Raw genomic sequence first — 15709 nt, 5'->3', positions numbered from 1 at the left:
ATGCGTATTGAAGTCATTACCCTGTTTCCAGAAATGTTCGCTGCCATCCGAGAGTACGGAATCAGTAGTCGTGCAATCAAGCAAGGACTGCTGCGACTGACTTGCTGGAACCCCCGGAGCTATACCGACGATCGTCACCAGACGGTGGATGACCGGCCCTTCGGTGGTGGTCCGGGCATGGTGATGAAGATCAAGCCACTGGAAGACGCCTTGGCAGAGGCCAGGCAGGCGGCTGGCGATGCGGCAAAGGTGATCTATTTGTCGCCTCAAGGACGTCGCTTGGAGCAAGCAGGTGTCCGCGAACTGGCTACCGAGAATGCCTTGATTCTCATCGCCGGCCGTTACGAAGGAATAGACGAGCGCTTTATCGAGGCGCATGTGGATGAGGAATGGTCGGTTGGCGACTATGTATTGTCCGGCGGTGAGCTGCCGGCCATGGTGCTGATCGATGCCGTGACCCGGCTGCTTCCCGGAGCATTGGGCCATGTGGATTCGGCCGAGGAGGACTCGTTCAGCGATGGCCTGCTCGACTGCCCGCACTATACTCGACCCGAGGTATATGCGGATAAGCGTGTTCCTGAGGTGCTGCTCAGTGGTAACCATGAACACATCCGGCGCTGGCGTTTGCAGCAGTCCCTGGGTAGGACCTGGGAGCGCCGTGCCGATCTTCTGGATTGCCGCTCGCTTTCTGGAGAAGAGCAAAAGCTGCTGGCGGAATACATTCGCCAGCGGGACGATAGTTAACGTATCGATGACAAGCCACAGGCTTGTCTCAGGAGCATCAGCATGACCAACAAGATTATTCAGCAGCTCGAAGCCGAGCAGATGAACAAGGAGATTCCGGGATTCGCCCCTGGCGATACCGTAATCGTGCAAGTGAAAGTGAAGGAAGGCGACCGCCAGCGTCTGCAGGCTTTCGAAGGTGTGGTGATCGGCAAGCGTAATCGCGGCCTGAACAGCGCCTTTACCGTACGCAAGATTTCCAATGGTGTTGGTGTGGAGCGTACTTTCCAGACCTATAGTCCGTTGGTTGACAATATCAGCGTCAAGCGTCGCGGTGACGTTCGCAAGGCGAAGCTGTACTATCTGCGTGCGCTGTCCGGCAAGGCTGCCCGTATCAAGGAAAAGCTTTCCTGATAGCGGATGTATCGTCGAAAAAGCAGCCTTTTGGCTGCTTTTTTATTGTCTTGGAAAAAGATATTCACTTCCTTTGCCTGGCTTGCCCATGACTGCACAGGTTGATCCGTTGATCGACATCTTTCTCGATGCCTTGTGGTTGGAAAAAGGCCTCTCGGGTAATACCCGTGAGTCTTACGGTACCGATTTGGCCTTGTTCGATACTTGGCTGCACGAGCGTGGCTTGGAGTTGCGCCAGGCTGGGCGCGATGCCATTACCGATTACCTTGCCTGGCGCCTGGATCAGGGTTACAAGGCGCGCTCGACTTCCCGTTTCCTATCGGCTTTACGAGGTTTCTATCGTTATTTGCTGCGCGATGGACTGATCGCAGAGGACCCTACCCTGCGTATCGAGCTGCCTCGCTTGGGGCATCCTTTGCCAAAGGTGCTTTCCGAGGCAAATGTGGAAGCTCTGTTGCTAGCCCCCGATCTCGAATCGCCCCTCGGGCTGCGTGATCGCACCATGCTGGAAGTGCTGTATGCCTGCGGCTTGCGAGTAACCGAACTGGTCAGTCTGGCGCTCGATCAGATCAACCTGCGTCAAGGCGTGCTACGAGTTTTCGGTAAAGGCAGTAAGGAGCGCCTGGTACCGCTTGGCGGTGAGGCCATGTACTGGTTGGACAGGTATTTGAGCGAGGCACGCCCTGCCTTGTTGGCTGGTAAGCCGAGTGAGGTTCTGTTTCCCAGTCAGAGGGGCGAGCAGATGACTCGCCAGACGTTCTGGTACCGGGTCAAATTGCATGCGCAGGTAGCTGGAATCGATAAACCTATTTCGCCGCATACCCTGCGCCATGCCTTTGCAACCCATTTGCTCAACCACGGTGCGGATCTGCGTACTGTGCAGGTGTTGTTAGGGCATAGCGATCTCTCGACTACCCAGATTTATACTCATATTGCTCGGGCCCGTTTGCAGGAGCTGCATGCCAAGCATCATCCCAGGGGATAGGTGGGATCTGAAGGCGAAAGCCCTTATATGGTATTGTTTTGCCCTTTCCAATCGCTGGTGTCGCAAGGAGATTTCATGCGTGCAATCCATTATCTCGCTGCCATTGCTCTCGGCCTTGCAGGTTCTCTGGCCGTTGCTGCCGAGCCGGAGCAGGCGATTCGTGAGACGCTGAAATCCTTGCAGTCCGATATGGAGATTATCTCCGTATCCAGGAGCCCGATGGCCGGGCTTTATCAGGTTGAACTGAAAGGTGGGCGTCATCTGTATGCCAGCCCTGACGGACAATTCGTGATTCAGGGATATCTGTATCAATACAAGGACGGCCAGGCTGTCAATTTGACCGAACAGGCACAGGGCGAATCGGTAGTCAAGGAGATCGGATCTATTCCGGAAAAGGATATGGTGATTTTTTCACCGGATAACCCCAAAACCGAAATCACGGTATTCACCGACACCGACTGCCCTTATTGCCAGAAGTTACATGCCGAGGTGCCTGAACTGAACCGGCGTGGCGTCGCGGTACGTTATCTGGCGTTTCCACGTCAGGGATTGTCCAGCCATGGTGCCAGCGTGCTGGAGTACGTCTGGTGCGCTGGAGACAGAAAAATGGCGATGAATCGCGCCAAGTCGCAGGAGGATGTACCGAAGGCCAAGTGCGATAATCCTGTTGCCAGGCAATACGCGCTTGGGCAGCAGATCGGTATTCAGGGAACACCTGCCATTATCCTTGCCAACGGGCAGATCATTCCAGGCTACCAGCCGGCGAATGTCCTGGCAGCGGAGGCCTTGAAAGCCAAGGCTAAATAACTGAAGGCATGCTGTGCTGTTTGCCGCCCAGCATGGCGTCAGGTAGTCGTGCTTGCACATTGACTAACCTGTAGTTGCTTCGTAGTGTTCAATATTTTTGCGGCCCGTACGCGGGCCGTTTTGCTGTGTAACGGGGAGTTCAGCGTGAAACCGGTCAAAGTGGGTATCTGTGGGCTGGGAACCGTCGGTGGCGGTACCTTCAATGTGCTGAAACGCAATGCCGAGGAGATCGCTCGCCGTGCCGGACGTGGAATCGAGGTGGCACAGATCGGAGCTCGTTCGTCCAACCCTCGCTGCGATACTTCCGACACCCCTGTTACCTCTGTGCTCGAGGTAGCCGACAATCCCGATATCGATATCGTCATCGAGCTGATTGGTGGTTATACCGTTGCCCGTGAACTGGTGATGAAAGCAATTGACAACGGCAAGCATGTGGTCACCGCCAACAAGGCGCTGATAGCCGTGCACGGTAACGAGATTTTCGCCAAGGCTCGCGAAAAAGGCGTGATCGTGGCCTTCGAGGCTTCCGTGGCTGGTGGTATTCCCATCATCAAGGCCATTCGTGAAGGCTTGGCCGGTAACCAGATCAATTGGCTGGCCGGTATCATCAATGGTACTGGCAACTTCATTCTTACTGAAATGCGCGAGAAGGGCCGAACCTTCGATGACGTACTCAAGGAGGCCCAAGCATTGGGCTACGCCGAAGCCGATCCGACCTTTGATGTCGAAGGCATCGATGCTGCGCACAAGCTGACCATTTTGGCTTCCATCGCCTTCGGCGTTCCCCTGCAGTTCGATAAGGCCTACACCGAAGGAATCACCCGGCTCACCACGGCTGACGTGAATTATGCCGAAGCCCTCGGTTATCGTATCAAGCACCTTGGCATGGCACGTCGTACCGAGGCCGGTATCGAGCTGCGTGTGCACCCGACACTGATTCCGGCTGATCGTCTGATCGCCAATGTAAATGGTGTAATGAATGCTGTGATGGTCAATGGCGATGCGGTGGGCAGCACGCTTTTTTATGGCGCCGGTGCAGGCATGGAGCCGACAGCATCGGCAGTCGTGGCTGATGTAGTGGATGTGGTCCGGGCCATGACATCCGACCCGGAAAATCGCGTGCCGCATCTGGCCTTCCAACCGGACGCTTTGTCCGACCATCCAGTCCTGCCGATCAGCGCTTGCGCAAGCGCCTATTACCTGCGCATCCAGGCCAAGGATCATCCGGGTGTGCTGGCCCAGGTAGCCAGTATACTGTCCGAGCGTGGCATCAATATTGAATCCATCATGCAGAAAGAAGCCGAAGAGCACGATGGACTGGTGCCGATGATCCTGCTTACCCACCAAGTCATCGAGCAGAAGATCGACGATGCCATCGCCGCCATGGAAGGGCTGGAAGGTGTTGCCGGCAAGGTGATGCGAATCCGCGTGGAACAGCTCAATTAATCACTTGGAGCCGGGAGCTTCAGGCTTCAGGTTCGAACCGAAGGTTTGCATACATGCGCTACATCAGTACCCGCGGCCAGGCGCCAGCCCTGAATTTTGAAGAAGTACTGCTGGCCGGCCTGGCTAGCGATGGCGGTCTTTACGTACCGGAAACTCTGCCGCGCTTCACGCTGGAGGAAATCGCTTCCTGGTCTGGCTTGCCGTATCACGAGTTAGCCTTTCGGGTAATGCGTCCATTCGTAACGGGCAGTATTCCCGATGCCGATTTCAAGAAAATCCTCGAAGAGACCTATGCGGTTGGCCTGGATGGCGTATTTGCCCATGGCGCCGTAGCCCCGCTGCAGCAGCTGGATAGCAATGAATGGGTGTTGGAACTGTTCCATGGCCCGACTCTGGCCTTCAAGGATTTCGCCTTGCAGTTGCTTGGCCGTCTGCTCGATTATGTGTTGGCCAAGCGTAGCCAGCGCGTGGTGATCATGGGAGCTACTTCTGGTGATACCGGATCGGCTGCCATCGAAGGTTGTCGCCGTTGCGAGAACGTGGATATCTTTATCCTGCATCCGCACCAACGGGTATCCGAAGTTCAGCGTCGGCAGATGACCAGCACCCTTGGCGATAACATTCACAATATCGCCATCGAAGGGAATTTCGATGATTGCCAGGAGATGGTCAAAGCCAGCTTCGCTAACCAATCCTTCCTCAAAGGCACTCCACTAGTGGCGGTCAACTCGATCAATTGGGCACGAATCATGGCCCAGATCGTTTATTACTTTCACGCGGCTCTACAGCTTGGCGCACCGCATCGCTCGATAGCCTTCTCCGTACCCACCGGGAATTTCGGCGATATCTTCGCCGGCTATCTGGCGCGCAACATGGGCTTGCCTATCAACCAACTGATCGTTGCGACCAACCGCAACGATATCCTGCATCGATTCATGAGTGGCAACCGTTACGAGAAAGATACTTTGCATCCATCTCTGTCGCCGTCGATGGATATCATGGTGTCGTCCAATTTCGAGCGCCTGTTGTTCGACCTGCATGGACGCAATGGTGTTGCAGTGGCTGCACTGATGGATACATTCAAGGCTACCGGTAAACTCTCGGTCGAGGACGAGCGCTGGACCGAAGCGCGCAAGCTGTTCGATTCCTTGGCTGTAGATGACGAACAGACATGCCAGACTATCGTTGATGTATTCAAGGCTTGTGCGCAAGTGCTCGATCCGCATACGGCCATCGGCGTGCGGGCTGCTCGCGAATGCCGGCGCAGCCTGGATGTACCCATGGTCATCCTGGGCACGGCACATCCGGTCAAATTCCCCGAAGCGGTAGAGAAAGCTGGCATTGGCAAGGCGCTGGGGTTGCCGCTGCATCTTGCCGATCTGCTCCAGCGTCCCGAGCGTTGCACGGTGCTGGCCAACGATTTGAAAGTGGTACAAAGCTTCGTCAGCCAGCACGGCAATCGTGGAAAGCCGTTATAGGCGGGATCTGATAAAGATGAAATCGCCAGGCTCGGCGGATGACTGTCGGATTTCGCTGACAGCATTCAGGCTGGCTGATCCCGGGACAGCGTCTGGCGGGATCGTTATACTTTGCTTCTTTCATTCGTACAGAAACTTAGGCTGCACATGTATAACCTGGTCCGTGAGCTTCTGTTCAAGCTTTCTCCGGAAACCGCCCATAATCTTTCTCTCGACCTGATCGGCGCAAGTGGTCGACTCGGGCTCGATACGCTGCTCTACAAGGAGCCACCGCGTTTGCCCGTGCGGGTTATGGGGTTGGAATTCCCCAATCCGGTCGGGCTTGCTGCTGGACTGGACAAGAACGGCGTGGCAATCGACGGCTTGTCGAAGTTGGGCTTCGGTTTTGTCGAGGTGGGGACGGTGACGCCGCGTCCGCAGCCGGGCAACCCTAAGCCTCGTGTGTTCCGTTTGCCGGAAGCCCAGGCGATCATCAATCGCATGGGCTTCAATAATCTCGGCGTCGATGCCTTGCTGGCCCGGGTTGAGGCTTCGCACTTCAAAGGCGTGCTAGGAATCAATATTGGCAAGAATTTCGATACGCCGGTCGAACGTGCCGAAGACGATTACCTGTTATGTCTGGAAAAGGTCTACCACCACGCCAGCTATGTCACGGTCAACGTCAGCTCGCCGAATACCCCGGGACTGCGCAGCTTGCAGTTTGGCGACTCGCTCAAATCGTTGTTGGAAGCTCTGCGGTCGCGACGGCGAGATCTTGAAATCCGTCATGGCCGGCGTGTGCCTCTAGCGATCAAGATTGCTCCGGACATGAGCGATGAGGAAACCGAGCTGGTGGCCAATACGGTGCTGCAGGCTGGTATGGATGCCATCATTGCCACCAATACGACTCTGGGTCGCGAAGGCGTCCGGGGATTGGCTCAGGCTGATGAAACGGGGGGACTTTCCGGTGCTCCAGTGTTGGAGAAAAGCACGCATACGGTAAAAGTCCTGGCCGAGACGCTGGGCGGCCGTTTACCCATTATCGCGGTGGGTGGTATCACCGAGGGGCGGCATGCAGCCGAAAAGATCCGTGCCGGCGCGAGCCTGGTTCAGCTTTATACGGGATTCATCTATAAGGGGCCGCGGTTGATTCGCGAGTCTGTGGATGCCGTTGCTGCGCTGCGAGCTGGACATGTATCTGAAGCACTTGGGCGAAGGGCTCCCTGAGAGGAGCCCTATATCCGAGCCTGAGTCGGATGATGCGTGCGGGGAAGTTTTCGGTGATCCGCCGTCAGCTTACGGCATTGAATTGATTTAAACGGTGTAGGCCGGCGGTGCCGGTCAGACCATCCCAGTTATCGTTACGCCCCTCTCGCCAACCGTTGATCCAGGCTTGTCGGGTATCTGGATGGGTGAAAGGACAGAGATCCCGGGATTTGCCGTTGATGCCGTTTTGGTAGCCGCGTTGGAAAGCTCTTTCCATCGGATCACGCTTGAGTCTTCTCATTGGGTATAGCCCTCAGTGGTTGACTTTTTTCCCGTTGGTCCCGTTGCAGGACCAGGCAGATTGCCTGCCGCATTAAGGCCTGGCGCCAGTGTGGCGGGCCTTGATCGCACCAGCGGTGCGACTGGTTTCAGTTCTACCCGATTGTGACAGTTGCTGGAACGACCGATTTTTCATAAGCATGTAGGGCTAAGGTTCTTAGCTCTATAAGCTTCCGTTATTTTCAGTGAGCGATTTTCGATCATTGTGTATTCATCTTTTTCTGGAACGATCATGAGCGAGCATCACGAACTGATCCTGACCTGTCCCAAGGGACTGGAGTCACTGCTTGCCGAAGAGGCTGGCGGGCTGGGCCTCGAAGATGTTCGCGAGCATACCGCTGCGATTGTTGGGCATGCCGCTCTGGAGGTGGCTTATCGGATGTGCCTGTGGTCGCGTCTGGCCAATCGGGTCTTGCTGGTCATCGGGCGTTTTCCGGTAACCGACGCCGAATCGCTCTATGCACAGGTTCATGCGGTGGACTGGCGTGAGCATCTGGAGGTGGCAGGTACTCTGGCGGTCGAGTTCAGTGGCAGGGGAAGTGGGATCGACAATACTCACTTCGGTGCCCTCAAGGTAAAGGATGCCATCGTCGACCGCCTGCGCGATGCGGGTGGTCTGCGTCCTGGCATCGATAAACTCAATCCCGATTTGCGCGTGCATTTGCGTCTGGATCGCGGGCAGGCAGTGCTTTCACTGGATTTGTCCGGGCACAGCCTGCATCAACGTGGCTATCGCTTGCAGCAGGGTGTCGCACCGCTGAAGGAAAACCTGGCGGCGGCAATTCTGCTCCGGGCCGGCTGGCCGCGAATTGCTGCCGAGGGTGGCGCCTTGGCCGATCCGATGTGTGGTGTCGGTACTTTTCTCGTTGAGGCCGGCATGATGGCAGCCGATATGGCACCCAATCTCAGACGCGAGCACTGGGGCTTCAGCGGCTGGCTCGGGCATGTGCCTGCACTCTGGAATCGGCTGCTGGCTGAGGCACAGGAGCGGGCTGCCATAGGACTGGCTCGACCGCCGCTGTGGTTGCGCGGCTATGAAGCCGATCCACGGCTGGTCCAGCCAGCGCGCAACAATATCGAACGAGCTGGCCTGAGTAGCTGGGTTCGCGTCTATCAAGGCGAACTGGCGACCTTCGAACCGCATCCTGATCGTAATCAGCGTGGCCTGGTGATCTGTAATCCGCCCTATGGCGAGCGCCTGGGCGATGAGGCCAGTTTGCTCTATCTTTACCAGCATCTGGGCGAGCGCTTGCGTCAGGTCTGTCTGGGCTGGGAGGCGGGAGTCTTCACTGGAGCACCTGAGCTGGGCAAGCGCATGGGCTTGCGCAGCCACAAGCAATACGCTTTCTGGAATGGCGCGTTACCTTGCAAGTTGCTGTTGTTCAAGGTTGATGCCGGGCAGTTCGTTACCGGTGAGCGACAGCCTGTAGCCAGGGATACCGGGCAAGCGACACCAGCCCGGCTTAGCGAAGGTGGCCAGATGTTTGCCAATCGCTTGCGCAAGAACCTCAAGCAACTGAGTAAATGGTCCGTTCGTGAAGGCGTTGGTTGTTATCGCCTCTACGATGCGGACATGCCCGAATACGCATTGGCCATCGATATCTATCAGGATTGGGTACATGTACAGGAATATGCTGCACCGCGCACGATAGATCCAGCCAAGGCCCAGACTCGCTTGCTCGATGCCTTGGCCGCCATTCCCTTGGCGCTGGAGGTGATGCCGGAGAAGGTGGTGGTCAAGCGGCGCGAGCGGCAGAGTGGCAAGCGTCAATACGAACGGCAGGGCAGTGAAGGGCATTTTTTAGAGGTACGTGAAGGGGGTGCCAGGTTGCTGGTGAACCTGACCGACTATCTGGATACAGGGCTATTTCTCGATCATCGGCCGATGCGTCGACGAATCCAGCGCGAGGCCTCAGGAAAGCGTTTTCTCAATTTGTTCTGCTATACGGCTACAGTGACAGTACATGCGGCCTTGGGGGGAGCACGCCAGACGACCAGCGTCGATTTGTCGAAAACCTATCTGGACTGGGCGCGCCGCAATCTGGCGTTGAATGGTTATTCCGAGCGGCAATCGCTGGTCCAGGCCGATGTCATGGAATGGCTGGAAAAGGATTCCGGGGAGTACGACCTGATCTTCATCGACCCGCCGACTTTTTCTAATTCCAAACGTATGGAAGGTGTATTCGATGTCCAGCGTGACCACGTGCGCCTGATCGACCTGGCCATGGCCCGCCTGGCTGCAGGCGGTACGCTGTATTTTTCCAATAACTTCCGCCGGTTTGCTCTTGATTGCCGACTGCTGGAGCGTTATACGGCGGAAGAAATCAGTGCTGCGACCATCGATGAGGATTTCCGGCGCAACGAGCGCATTCACCGGACCTGGCGGTTGCAGGCCGGGAAGACTCGTTGAGCCAAGAGGCGGATCGCATGGCGATCCACCGTTCGCCTATCTGGCTGAGTTGTACAGGCTGATCAGTACCTGATCCAGGATGGATGAGGCGCCCCAGGGTTGTGCATGGTTCAGAATGGCCACGACAACCCAGTTATTGCCATTGCTATCCTGGCTGTAGCCGGCAATGGCACGTACGTTGTTCAAGGTGCCAGTCTTGATATGAGCCTTGCCGACTACCGCGGTGTTGTTCAGGCGTTTGCGCATGGTGCCATCCATGGCTGCCAGTGGCATCGAGGAAATGAACTCGGCGGAGTAGGGGCTATGCCAGGCTGCTTGCAGCAGAGTGGCCATTTCCCGGGCACTGATCCGTTCTTCGCGAGAAAGTCCAGAACCGTTGTCCATGACCAGGCGTGATGCGTTGATGCTTTTTTTGGCCAACCAGCTACGGATAGCCCGTTGTGCAGCCAGAGCGTCGTTAGCGTCAACCTTGGAGCGAAAGCGGGCACCGATACTCAGGAACAACTGGCGAGCCATGGTGTTGTTACTGTACTTGTTGATGTCCCGGATGATCTCCACCAGGTCCGGAGAAAAGGCCCTGGCCAGCAGGCGTGTATTCTTTGGTATCGGGCCGGTGCGGTCGCCGCCACGGATAGTACCTCCCAGCTCTTTCCAGATAGCCCGGACTGCGCCAGCCGCATAGTGTTGATGATCCAGCAAGGCCAGGTAGGTCTGGCTACTGCAGCCTTCGGGCAATTTTCCGGTAACGGTAATGGTCACGTCATTCGCTGTTGGGACCGGGTTGAAACGCACCTCGGGCACAGCAGGGCATTTTGCCGCCTTGAGCGCCTGCATCTGGTTGTCGATCCGGATGCTTTCGATGGGCGGCTCGACGGCAACATTGACCCGTCCACCGTCATTGCGTACCACGAAGCGTAGTGACTTGAGGTTGACCAGTAGGGAATCGGGCATTACCAGGAATGGCTGGTTCGTATCGTTGCCATCGTCATCGAAGGCGACCAGTTCCGGCGTGATGAAATAGCTGTGATCCAGAACCAGGTCACCGTTGACCTGATGCACCCCGTTGGCACGTAGATCACGTAGCAGCAGCCAGAGCTTTTCCATATTCAGCTTCGGGTCGCCGCCACCTTTGAGGTAGAGGTTGCCGTTGAGAATTCCGTTTTTCAGCGAGCCATCGGTATAGAACTCGGTTTTCCACTGGTAGGTGGGACCGAGCAGTTCCAATGCTGCATAGGTCGTCACCAGTTTCATGGTTGAAGCAGGGCTTACCGAAATGTCTGCATTGAACAGGGTCGGTGTGCCATTTCCATTGAGCGGTAGCATGACCAGCGAAAGCGCACTATCGGGAATCTTGTTGGTCTTGAGCAGTTTTTTCACCTGCTCGGGAAGCTGCTGGGCGATGGTCTGAGCCTGTGCGGGTAGCAGAGAGCAAGACAAGGCCAAGGAGGTAAAAAAGATACCGCAAAAAAAAATTTTCATCGATTGAAAGCGCCTCCCGTTCTGGCGCGGCAGGCTGTTGGACATCAGGCATTGCATGAGGAAATTCCCAGCTGTATCAAGGGAAAAGCGAGGCCATTATGCCCGAGCCCGAGGCGACCATGTGCTCGTAAAGAGGCCATACACTAAAAAGCGCTCGCAGGCTCTAACGATCCGCCGACATTCTGCCTGTCTTGCCGGGAGATTTGCTGGAAGCGGAGATGCGCAGATACAGACGCCAGAACGTATGCACTGTCAGCGTCACCAGCAGGCTGATGCCGGCACCGATACAGACATTGATCAGCCTTGACTGTGGGTCGTCCCAGTCCTGGGCGAGGCTTTCGGTCAGCAGCAGAAAGCAGAGGCTGGTCTGAATAGCGAAAAAGCCATAGGGTTGTGCCTGGTAGGCTCGGCATAACAGGATCAGCGGAAGCAGGATAAGCATGCTCAATAATGGCGTATTCGCCAGGTTATAGCCTGCGAAAATCAGTAGAAAGGCGAGAGCAAGCATGCTGAGGCCTGTCCTCAGAATGCGCAGCATACTGCGTTGCAAGCTCAGATGAAGGCCGGCAAATATCGGCAGGGTCAGCCAGTATCCGCGGTGCAAGGGGAACAGATTCAGGCACAGGCTACCTAGCATGCTGGCTAGCAGACAAGTCATGGCATAGATCCACCAGTGCGCAGGAGGAGTGCGCAGTGCCTGGCGTTTCAGGATTTTTCCCAACCGGCCGATGCCTGGATGCTCAGGCCACATGCGTAATCCATGTACACCGCGCAGACCGAAGCCGAGCAGCGATACCCACAATCCGCCGAGGATGAACAGAGCCGCTATCGCATAGGGATTATCGAAGTTGCCAAGCCCATATTGGCTCTGCCCCAGGCAGAAGCAGATGGCAAGGCTGATGCCCAGTTTGCCGGTTTCGTTGCCGTAGCGCTGCAACCAGGCTAACAACAGGCCGCAACAGGCAAAGAGGGCTACGCTGGAAAGCGCATCGTTGGCTGCCCAGAAGCCCAGTGCGATACTGACAGCACCAAGGCCGATCATCAGCAACATGCCAGGCATGCCAAGCCGCTGCAGCGGATGCGCCAGGCTGGCCATGAAGGCACCGATGGTCGCCCAGAAAAAACCGGGATGCCGGGTGGATATCCCCATCAACAAGGGCAGGGCACAGCCAATCGTGGCGATGACGGCAGGTGCCCAGGCCGGGCGGCCGAACCACTGAGTAAGGCGGTTTTGTAGACCTTGCATAGGATTCAGACCGGACTGGACCGGCCAGTCATTTCCCTGGCCATTTCCGTAGCATAGCTATCGGTCATGCCGGCAATGAAATCGATCATGCGCAGGAACGATTGATACAGCGACCAGCTCGAATCGGGGGCATTGCTGCCCAAAAGATCGAGGATCCGCTGGTTCTTGAAGGACAGGTCACCACCGGCATGTTGTTGCAATGCCGCGCCACAAAATGCGTTGAGCAAGATTTCCAGAGTCGTATAGGCGCCGATCTCATGCAGGGTCTTGCGCTTATCCTGGAAGATCTTCTCCCGAGCCATGGCTTTTGCTTTGAGTACGCACTCCTTGGCCGGACCGTGCATATGCTCGACCAGATCGCCTGGCAAGCTTCCTGCGAGCAAGGCTTTTTGTTGGTTGACGAATGCATGGGCCGCAGCATTGGTCAGATGCTCGATGGCTTTGCCGCGCAATATCGCCAGTTTGCGCCGGCGCGAACTATCGCGACTGAGCTGACGGTAGGTAGCTGGAAGGTCGTCTCCGACCAGATTGAGTAATAGGGATTCCACTTCAGGATAATCCAGCAAATCCATTTCCAATCCATCTTCCAGATCGATCAGGCCATAGCAGATATCGTCGGCTGCTTCCATCAGATAGACGAGTGGAGGACGGGCCCAGCGTTGCTCTTCTAGTTGCGGCAGACCCAGCCGGGTTGCAATCTGTTCCAGAATCGGTAATTCGCTTTGGTAGCAGCCGAATTTGTGTTTCTTGTAGCCCTGGGCATCGGCGTGGCGCGAGCTCCAGGGATATTTCAGATAGGCACCGAGGGTTGCGTAGGTCAGGCGGGTGCCGCCGTCAAATTGATGGTATTCGAGTTGGGTCAGTACGCGAAAACCCTGTGCGTTACCTTCGAAATTGAGAAAGTCGGCCCGTTCCATTTCGCTCATATCGTCCAGCCAGCCACGTCCGGCGGCCTGATGAAACCAGTGCCGAATGGCATCCTCGCCGGAATGACCGAATGGTGGATTGCCAATATCGTGGGCCAGGCAGGCCGACTGCACGATCATGCCGAGGTCGCTGGGCGTGCACCATTCCGGGAGCGTACCCCGGATGACTTCTCCTACGCGCATGCCTAGCGAACGGCCAACGCAACTCACTTCCAGCGAATGGGTCAGGCGTGTATGGATATGATCATTGCTGGATACCGGATGTACCTGGGTCTTGCGGCCAAGGCGGCGAAAAGCTCCGGAGAAAATGATGCGATCGTGATCCTTGTGGAACGGTGTACGACCAAGCTCCTCGGTAATCTGAACAACCTTTCCGAGCCGCTCGCGGGTAAGCAGAGTGTGCCAATCCAATGAATTCATTCTCCAGGCGGCTCTCGGCAGATGATCCGAGTTAAAGGGGCTTGACCAGCGAAACGATTCGGCGAAACCCAAATGCAGATGATGGCAGGAAACAGATCCCGGCCCGATATCGAGCGACGCGCGCCTGATGCTATTTGGGCGATCTCTTCAAGTAAAGGTGATCGTTGAGATGTAACTCAATTCAGTGCAGTTTTTGACGTAGCTTCTGCTGTCCCTTGAAGAAGGGATATAGCGTCAGCCCTATGCGTGCGAGGGTACCGATTTTTCCCAGTCGGCGGCCGAACAAGGCCAGTACCACTGTAGTAGCGATCACCAGTGGTCCCTTGGAAGCATGAGTATTCGCCTGCCTTCGTGCCCATAGGTTCTTGACTTGATTGAGCGGATTGGCCAGCGGCTGCGCGTTGTAGCGCAACTGCTGGCGTTGCATTTCCAGTCGCAACCTGACGAGCTCTTTGCGAGCGGCACGGTCGGAAGCAGAGTTCGATGGTTGGTTCATGGCAAAAGCTGTTCTCGATTGCGGGCCAGTTCTTCGAGGGTAGCCTGGAACGGGTTTGCGCATTCCCTGGCAAGTTTGATTGCGCGAGCAATACAGATGATCAATGCAATCGTGTAGACCGCACAGAGGCCAAGAATGGCACCGATGCGATAGGTATCCCAAAAAAAGATGATCACTGCAGTCGAGAGCCCTACCAATATCAGTAGAGCCAGAACCAGGCCGAGGCCAGCCACTAGAAAGAGTTGCAGGGATCGTGCTTTCTCTTCCTGGAACTCGATGCCAAGCAGTTCGAAATGCCCCTCGAGCAAACCCACCAATGCGCCGCCAAGCTTTTTTAGCGAGGGCTTGGGTGGTTCGTCATGCGGGGCGGTATTCATAGATCGATTCTCTGACATCAGCGGCGGGTGATCAGGCCAAACAAAAATCCGACACCCGCTGCAATACCGATGGATTGCCAGGGATTGCCATGGATGTAGTCCTCTGTCTGCCGGATTGTATTTTCGTATTGGTCGCGTACCTGGCTCTCGCGCTCTTTGAGCAGACCCTTGGCACGGGTGAGGTTGGCGTTAACCTTGTTGCGTAATTCTTCAGTCTGGCTACCAGCTGTGTCCTGAGTGTATTTCAACAAGCGTTCAGTGTCGCCGATCAGGACATGGAATTCATCGATCAGAGCGTCTTGAGCAGCCTGCAGATTACGGCGATGAGCTTCTTTGTCGAAAATGGATGCCCCGTCCTTGCCGAGCTGGCCATTTTTCAGAATGTCATCGGACAAGTTCCCGGTAGATTCGATAGTCATAAGCTGCTCCATGGAGAATATGAAAATAAGAAGGCGAGTTTATTGATGCTGAGGGTTTCGAGCCCAGACTGAAAGCAAGGTTCCGCCATTTTTTGTTCGCATTCTAGATAGAAATACTTCCCTGATGCGGGCTTTTGAATCATCAGAAACAGGCATGTGCTAGAGCGGTAAACATTGGCACAACAAACGGTGTGAGCCGCCATTAGCCAATTTTCTGCCGTGCCGTTGTCGGTGAGCATGATATTGCTGCGGACTGGAGCGCTTAAAAGTGCAGCTCTACTTTCCCCTGTTCTTCACATAAAGCTTTCCTGAAAAAGTTCCCATCTTGCCGAATATTCTTTGCTCTTGAAGCTTTTTTGAAACAAATCTTTGCCAGCATCCTGCTCCATTCCAGCAAGACAAGCACTCATGTGTTTTCAAGTCCGATGAAAAGGAGAAATACCGGATGATCCGCAAGCACTTTGTTGTCAGTGTCCAGGCACTGGCCGCCTTGGCTTTGGTTTTTGCAGATGCTGACGTATCCATTGGTGTGGTCAAGGCCAATCTCAGAGAGGTTGTC

16 protein-coding genes are annotated in these 15709 nt (G+C 55.8%); 8 read left to right on the top strand and 8 right to left on the bottom strand.

What is annotated here, in order from left to right:
* The 7 genes from trmD to FHR87_RS00135 all read left to right on the top strand — a co-directional run bounded on the left by trmD (position 1) and on the right by FHR87_RS00135 (position 7059).
* Positions 1 to 744: a tRNA (guanosine(37)-N1)-methyltransferase TrmD gene (gene trmD / locus FHR87_RS00165; RefSeq protein WP_183164678.1), complete on the top strand. Its 744-nt coding sequence runs from the start codon at positions 1 to 3 to the stop codon at positions 742 to 744.
* Between the two features lie 42 nt (positions 745 to 786).
* Positions 787 to 1137 carry a 50S ribosomal protein L19 gene (rplS, locus tag FHR87_RS00160; RefSeq protein WP_183164677.1) on the top strand — a complete coding sequence of 117 codons (351 nt, stop codon included), beginning with the start codon at positions 787 to 789 and terminating at the stop codon, positions 1135 to 1137.
* A gap of 88 nt (positions 1138 to 1225) precedes the next feature.
* Complete coding sequence (gene xerD / locus FHR87_RS00155; protein ID WP_183164676.1) at positions 1226 to 2122, top strand: site-specific tyrosine recombinase XerD; 897 nt, start codon at positions 1226 to 1228, stop codon at positions 2120 to 2122.
* Positions 2123 to 2197: 75 nt separating this feature from the next.
* Positions 2198 to 2929: a DsbC family protein gene (locus FHR87_RS00150; RefSeq protein WP_183164675.1), complete on the top strand. Its 732-nt coding sequence runs from the start codon at positions 2198 to 2200 to the stop codon at positions 2927 to 2929.
* A gap of 144 nt (positions 2930 to 3073) precedes the next feature.
* The gene (locus FHR87_RS00145; protein WP_183164674.1) at positions 3074 to 4375 is read left to right on the top strand and encodes a homoserine dehydrogenase; all 1302 of its coding nucleotides are present in this window, start codon (positions 3074 to 3076) and stop codon (positions 4373 to 4375) included.
* A 53-nt stretch (positions 4376 to 4428) separates the two neighbouring features.
* Positions 4429 to 5853 (top strand): threonine synthase, encoded by a 1425-nt coding sequence (gene thrC / locus FHR87_RS00140; protein WP_183164673.1) that lies wholly within the window; start codon positions 4429 to 4431, stop codon positions 5851 to 5853.
* Positions 5854 to 6000: 147 nt separating this feature from the next.
* Positions 6001 to 7059 (top strand): quinone-dependent dihydroorotate dehydrogenase, encoded by a 1059-nt coding sequence (locus FHR87_RS00135; RefSeq protein ID WP_183164672.1) that lies wholly within the window; start codon positions 6001 to 6003, stop codon positions 7057 to 7059.
* A gap of 64 nt (positions 7060 to 7123) precedes the next feature.
* On the opposite strand, the gene rmf is transcribed toward FHR87_RS00135, so the two are convergent.
* Positions 7124 to 7339, bottom strand: a complete 216-nt coding sequence (rmf, locus tag FHR87_RS00130; RefSeq protein WP_183164671.1) for a ribosome modulation factor — start codon at positions 7337 to 7339, stop codon at positions 7124 to 7126.
* 270 nt (positions 7340 to 7609) lie between these two features.
* Here rmf and rlmKL point away from each other — a divergent pair, with 270 nt between their 5' ends.
* On the top strand, positions 7610 to 9787 hold the full coding sequence (gene rlmKL / locus FHR87_RS00125; RefSeq protein ID WP_183164670.1) for a bifunctional 23S rRNA (guanine(2069)-N(7))-methyltransferase RlmK/23S rRNA (guanine(2445)-N(2))-methyltransferase RlmL: 2178 nt from the start codon (positions 7610 to 7612) through the stop codon (positions 9785 to 9787).
* Between the two features lie 36 nt (positions 9788 to 9823).
* Here rlmKL and dacB read toward each other — a convergent pair whose 3' ends face one another.
* From dacB to FHR87_RS00090, 7 genes are all read right to left on the bottom strand, one after another.
* On the bottom strand, positions 9824 to 11266 hold the full coding sequence (dacB, locus tag FHR87_RS00120) for a D-alanyl-D-alanine carboxypeptidase/D-alanyl-D-alanine endopeptidase (RefSeq protein ID WP_183164669.1): 1443 nt from the start codon (positions 11264 to 11266) through the stop codon (positions 9824 to 9826).
* Positions 11267 to 11429: 163 nt separating this feature from the next.
* Positions 11430 to 12512, bottom strand: a complete 1083-nt coding sequence (locus FHR87_RS00115; RefSeq protein WP_183164668.1) for an FUSC family protein — start codon at positions 12510 to 12512, stop codon at positions 11430 to 11432.
* A 5-nt stretch (positions 12513 to 12517) separates the two neighbouring features.
* Positions 12518 to 13849, bottom strand: coding sequence for a deoxyguanosinetriphosphate triphosphohydrolase (locus FHR87_RS00110; protein WP_183165099.1), 1332 nt, complete (start codon positions 13847 to 13849; stop codon positions 12518 to 12520).
* Positions 13850 to 14039: 190 nt separating this feature from the next.
* A complete protein-coding gene (locus tag FHR87_RS00105) occupies positions 14040 to 14354 on the bottom strand; it encodes a hypothetical protein (RefSeq protein ID WP_183164667.1) in 315 nt (104 codons plus the stop codon).
* Positions 14351 to 14731: a phage holin family protein gene (locus FHR87_RS00100; RefSeq protein ID WP_183164666.1), complete on the bottom strand. Its 381-nt coding sequence runs from the start codon at positions 14729 to 14731 to the stop codon at positions 14351 to 14353. The genes FHR87_RS00105 and FHR87_RS00100 overlap by 4 nt, the downstream gene beginning before the upstream one ends.
* A gap of 17 nt (positions 14732 to 14748) precedes the next feature.
* Positions 14749 to 15150, bottom strand: coding sequence for an ElaB/YgaM/YqjD family protein (locus FHR87_RS00095; protein ID WP_183164665.1), 402 nt, complete (start codon positions 15148 to 15150; stop codon positions 14749 to 14751).
* Positions 15147 to 15389, bottom strand: coding sequence for a hypothetical protein (locus FHR87_RS00090; RefSeq protein WP_183164664.1), 243 nt, complete (start codon positions 15387 to 15389; stop codon positions 15147 to 15149). Before FHR87_RS00090 ends, FHR87_RS00095 begins: the two co-directional genes overlap by 4 nt.
* Positions 15390 to 15709: the final 320 nt, after the last annotated feature.

This window comes from Azomonas macrocytogenes, assembly GCF_014191985.1.
In the GTDB taxonomy this organism is placed as follows: domain Bacteria; phylum Pseudomonadota; class Gammaproteobacteria; order Pseudomonadales; family Pseudomonadaceae; genus Azomonas; species Azomonas macrocytogenes.
This window is presented reverse-complemented; position numbering and strand designations above follow the sequence as displayed.

Bases quoted from the DNA above. Each gene is read 5' to 3' on its own strand.
- FHR87_RS00105 (WP_183164667.1), bottom strand. From the start codon at position 14,354: ATGAACCAACCATCGAACTCTGCTTCCGACCGTGCCGCTCGCAAAGAG.
- dacB (WP_183164669.1), bottom strand. From the start codon at position 11,266: ATGAAAATTTTTTTTTGCGGTATCTTTTTTACCTCCTTGGCCTTGTCT.
- FHR87_RS00150 (WP_183164675.1), top strand. From the start codon at position 2,198: ATGCGTGCAATCCATTATCTCGCTGCCATTGCTCTCGGCCTTGCAGGT.
- FHR87_RS00100 (WP_183164666.1), bottom strand. From the start codon at position 14,731: ATGAATACCGCCCCGCATGACGAACCACCCAAGCCCTCGCTAAAAAAG.
- thrC (WP_183164673.1), top strand. From the start codon at position 4,429: ATGCGCTACATCAGTACCCGCGGCCAGGCGCCAGCCCTGAATTTTGAA.
- FHR87_RS00095 (WP_183164665.1), bottom strand. From the start codon at position 15,150: ATGACTATCGAATCTACCGGGAACTTGTCCGATGACATTCTGAAAAAT.
- FHR87_RS00115 (WP_183164668.1), bottom strand. From the start codon at position 12,512: ATGCAAGGTCTACAAAACCGCCTTACTCAGTGGTTCGGCCGCCCGGCC.
- trmD (WP_183164678.1), top strand. From the start codon at position 1: ATGCGTATTGAAGTCATTACCCTGTTTCCAGAAATGTTCGCTGCCATC.
- xerD (WP_183164676.1), top strand. From the start codon at position 1,226: ATGACTGCACAGGTTGATCCGTTGATCGACATCTTTCTCGATGCCTTG.
- FHR87_RS00090 (WP_183164664.1), bottom strand. From the start codon at position 15,389: ATGCTCACCGACAACGGCACGGCAGAAAATTGGCTAATGGCGGCTCAC.
- rmf (WP_183164671.1), bottom strand. From the start codon at position 7,339: ATGAGAAGACTCAAGCGTGATCCGATGGAAAGAGCTTTCCAACGCGGC.
- rlmKL (WP_183164670.1), top strand. From the start codon at position 7,610: ATGAGCGAGCATCACGAACTGATCCTGACCTGTCCCAAGGGACTGGAG.
- FHR87_RS00135 (WP_183164672.1), top strand. From the start codon at position 6,001: ATGTATAACCTGGTCCGTGAGCTTCTGTTCAAGCTTTCTCCGGAAACC.
- rplS (WP_183164677.1), top strand. From the start codon at position 787: ATGACCAACAAGATTATTCAGCAGCTCGAAGCCGAGCAGATGAACAAG.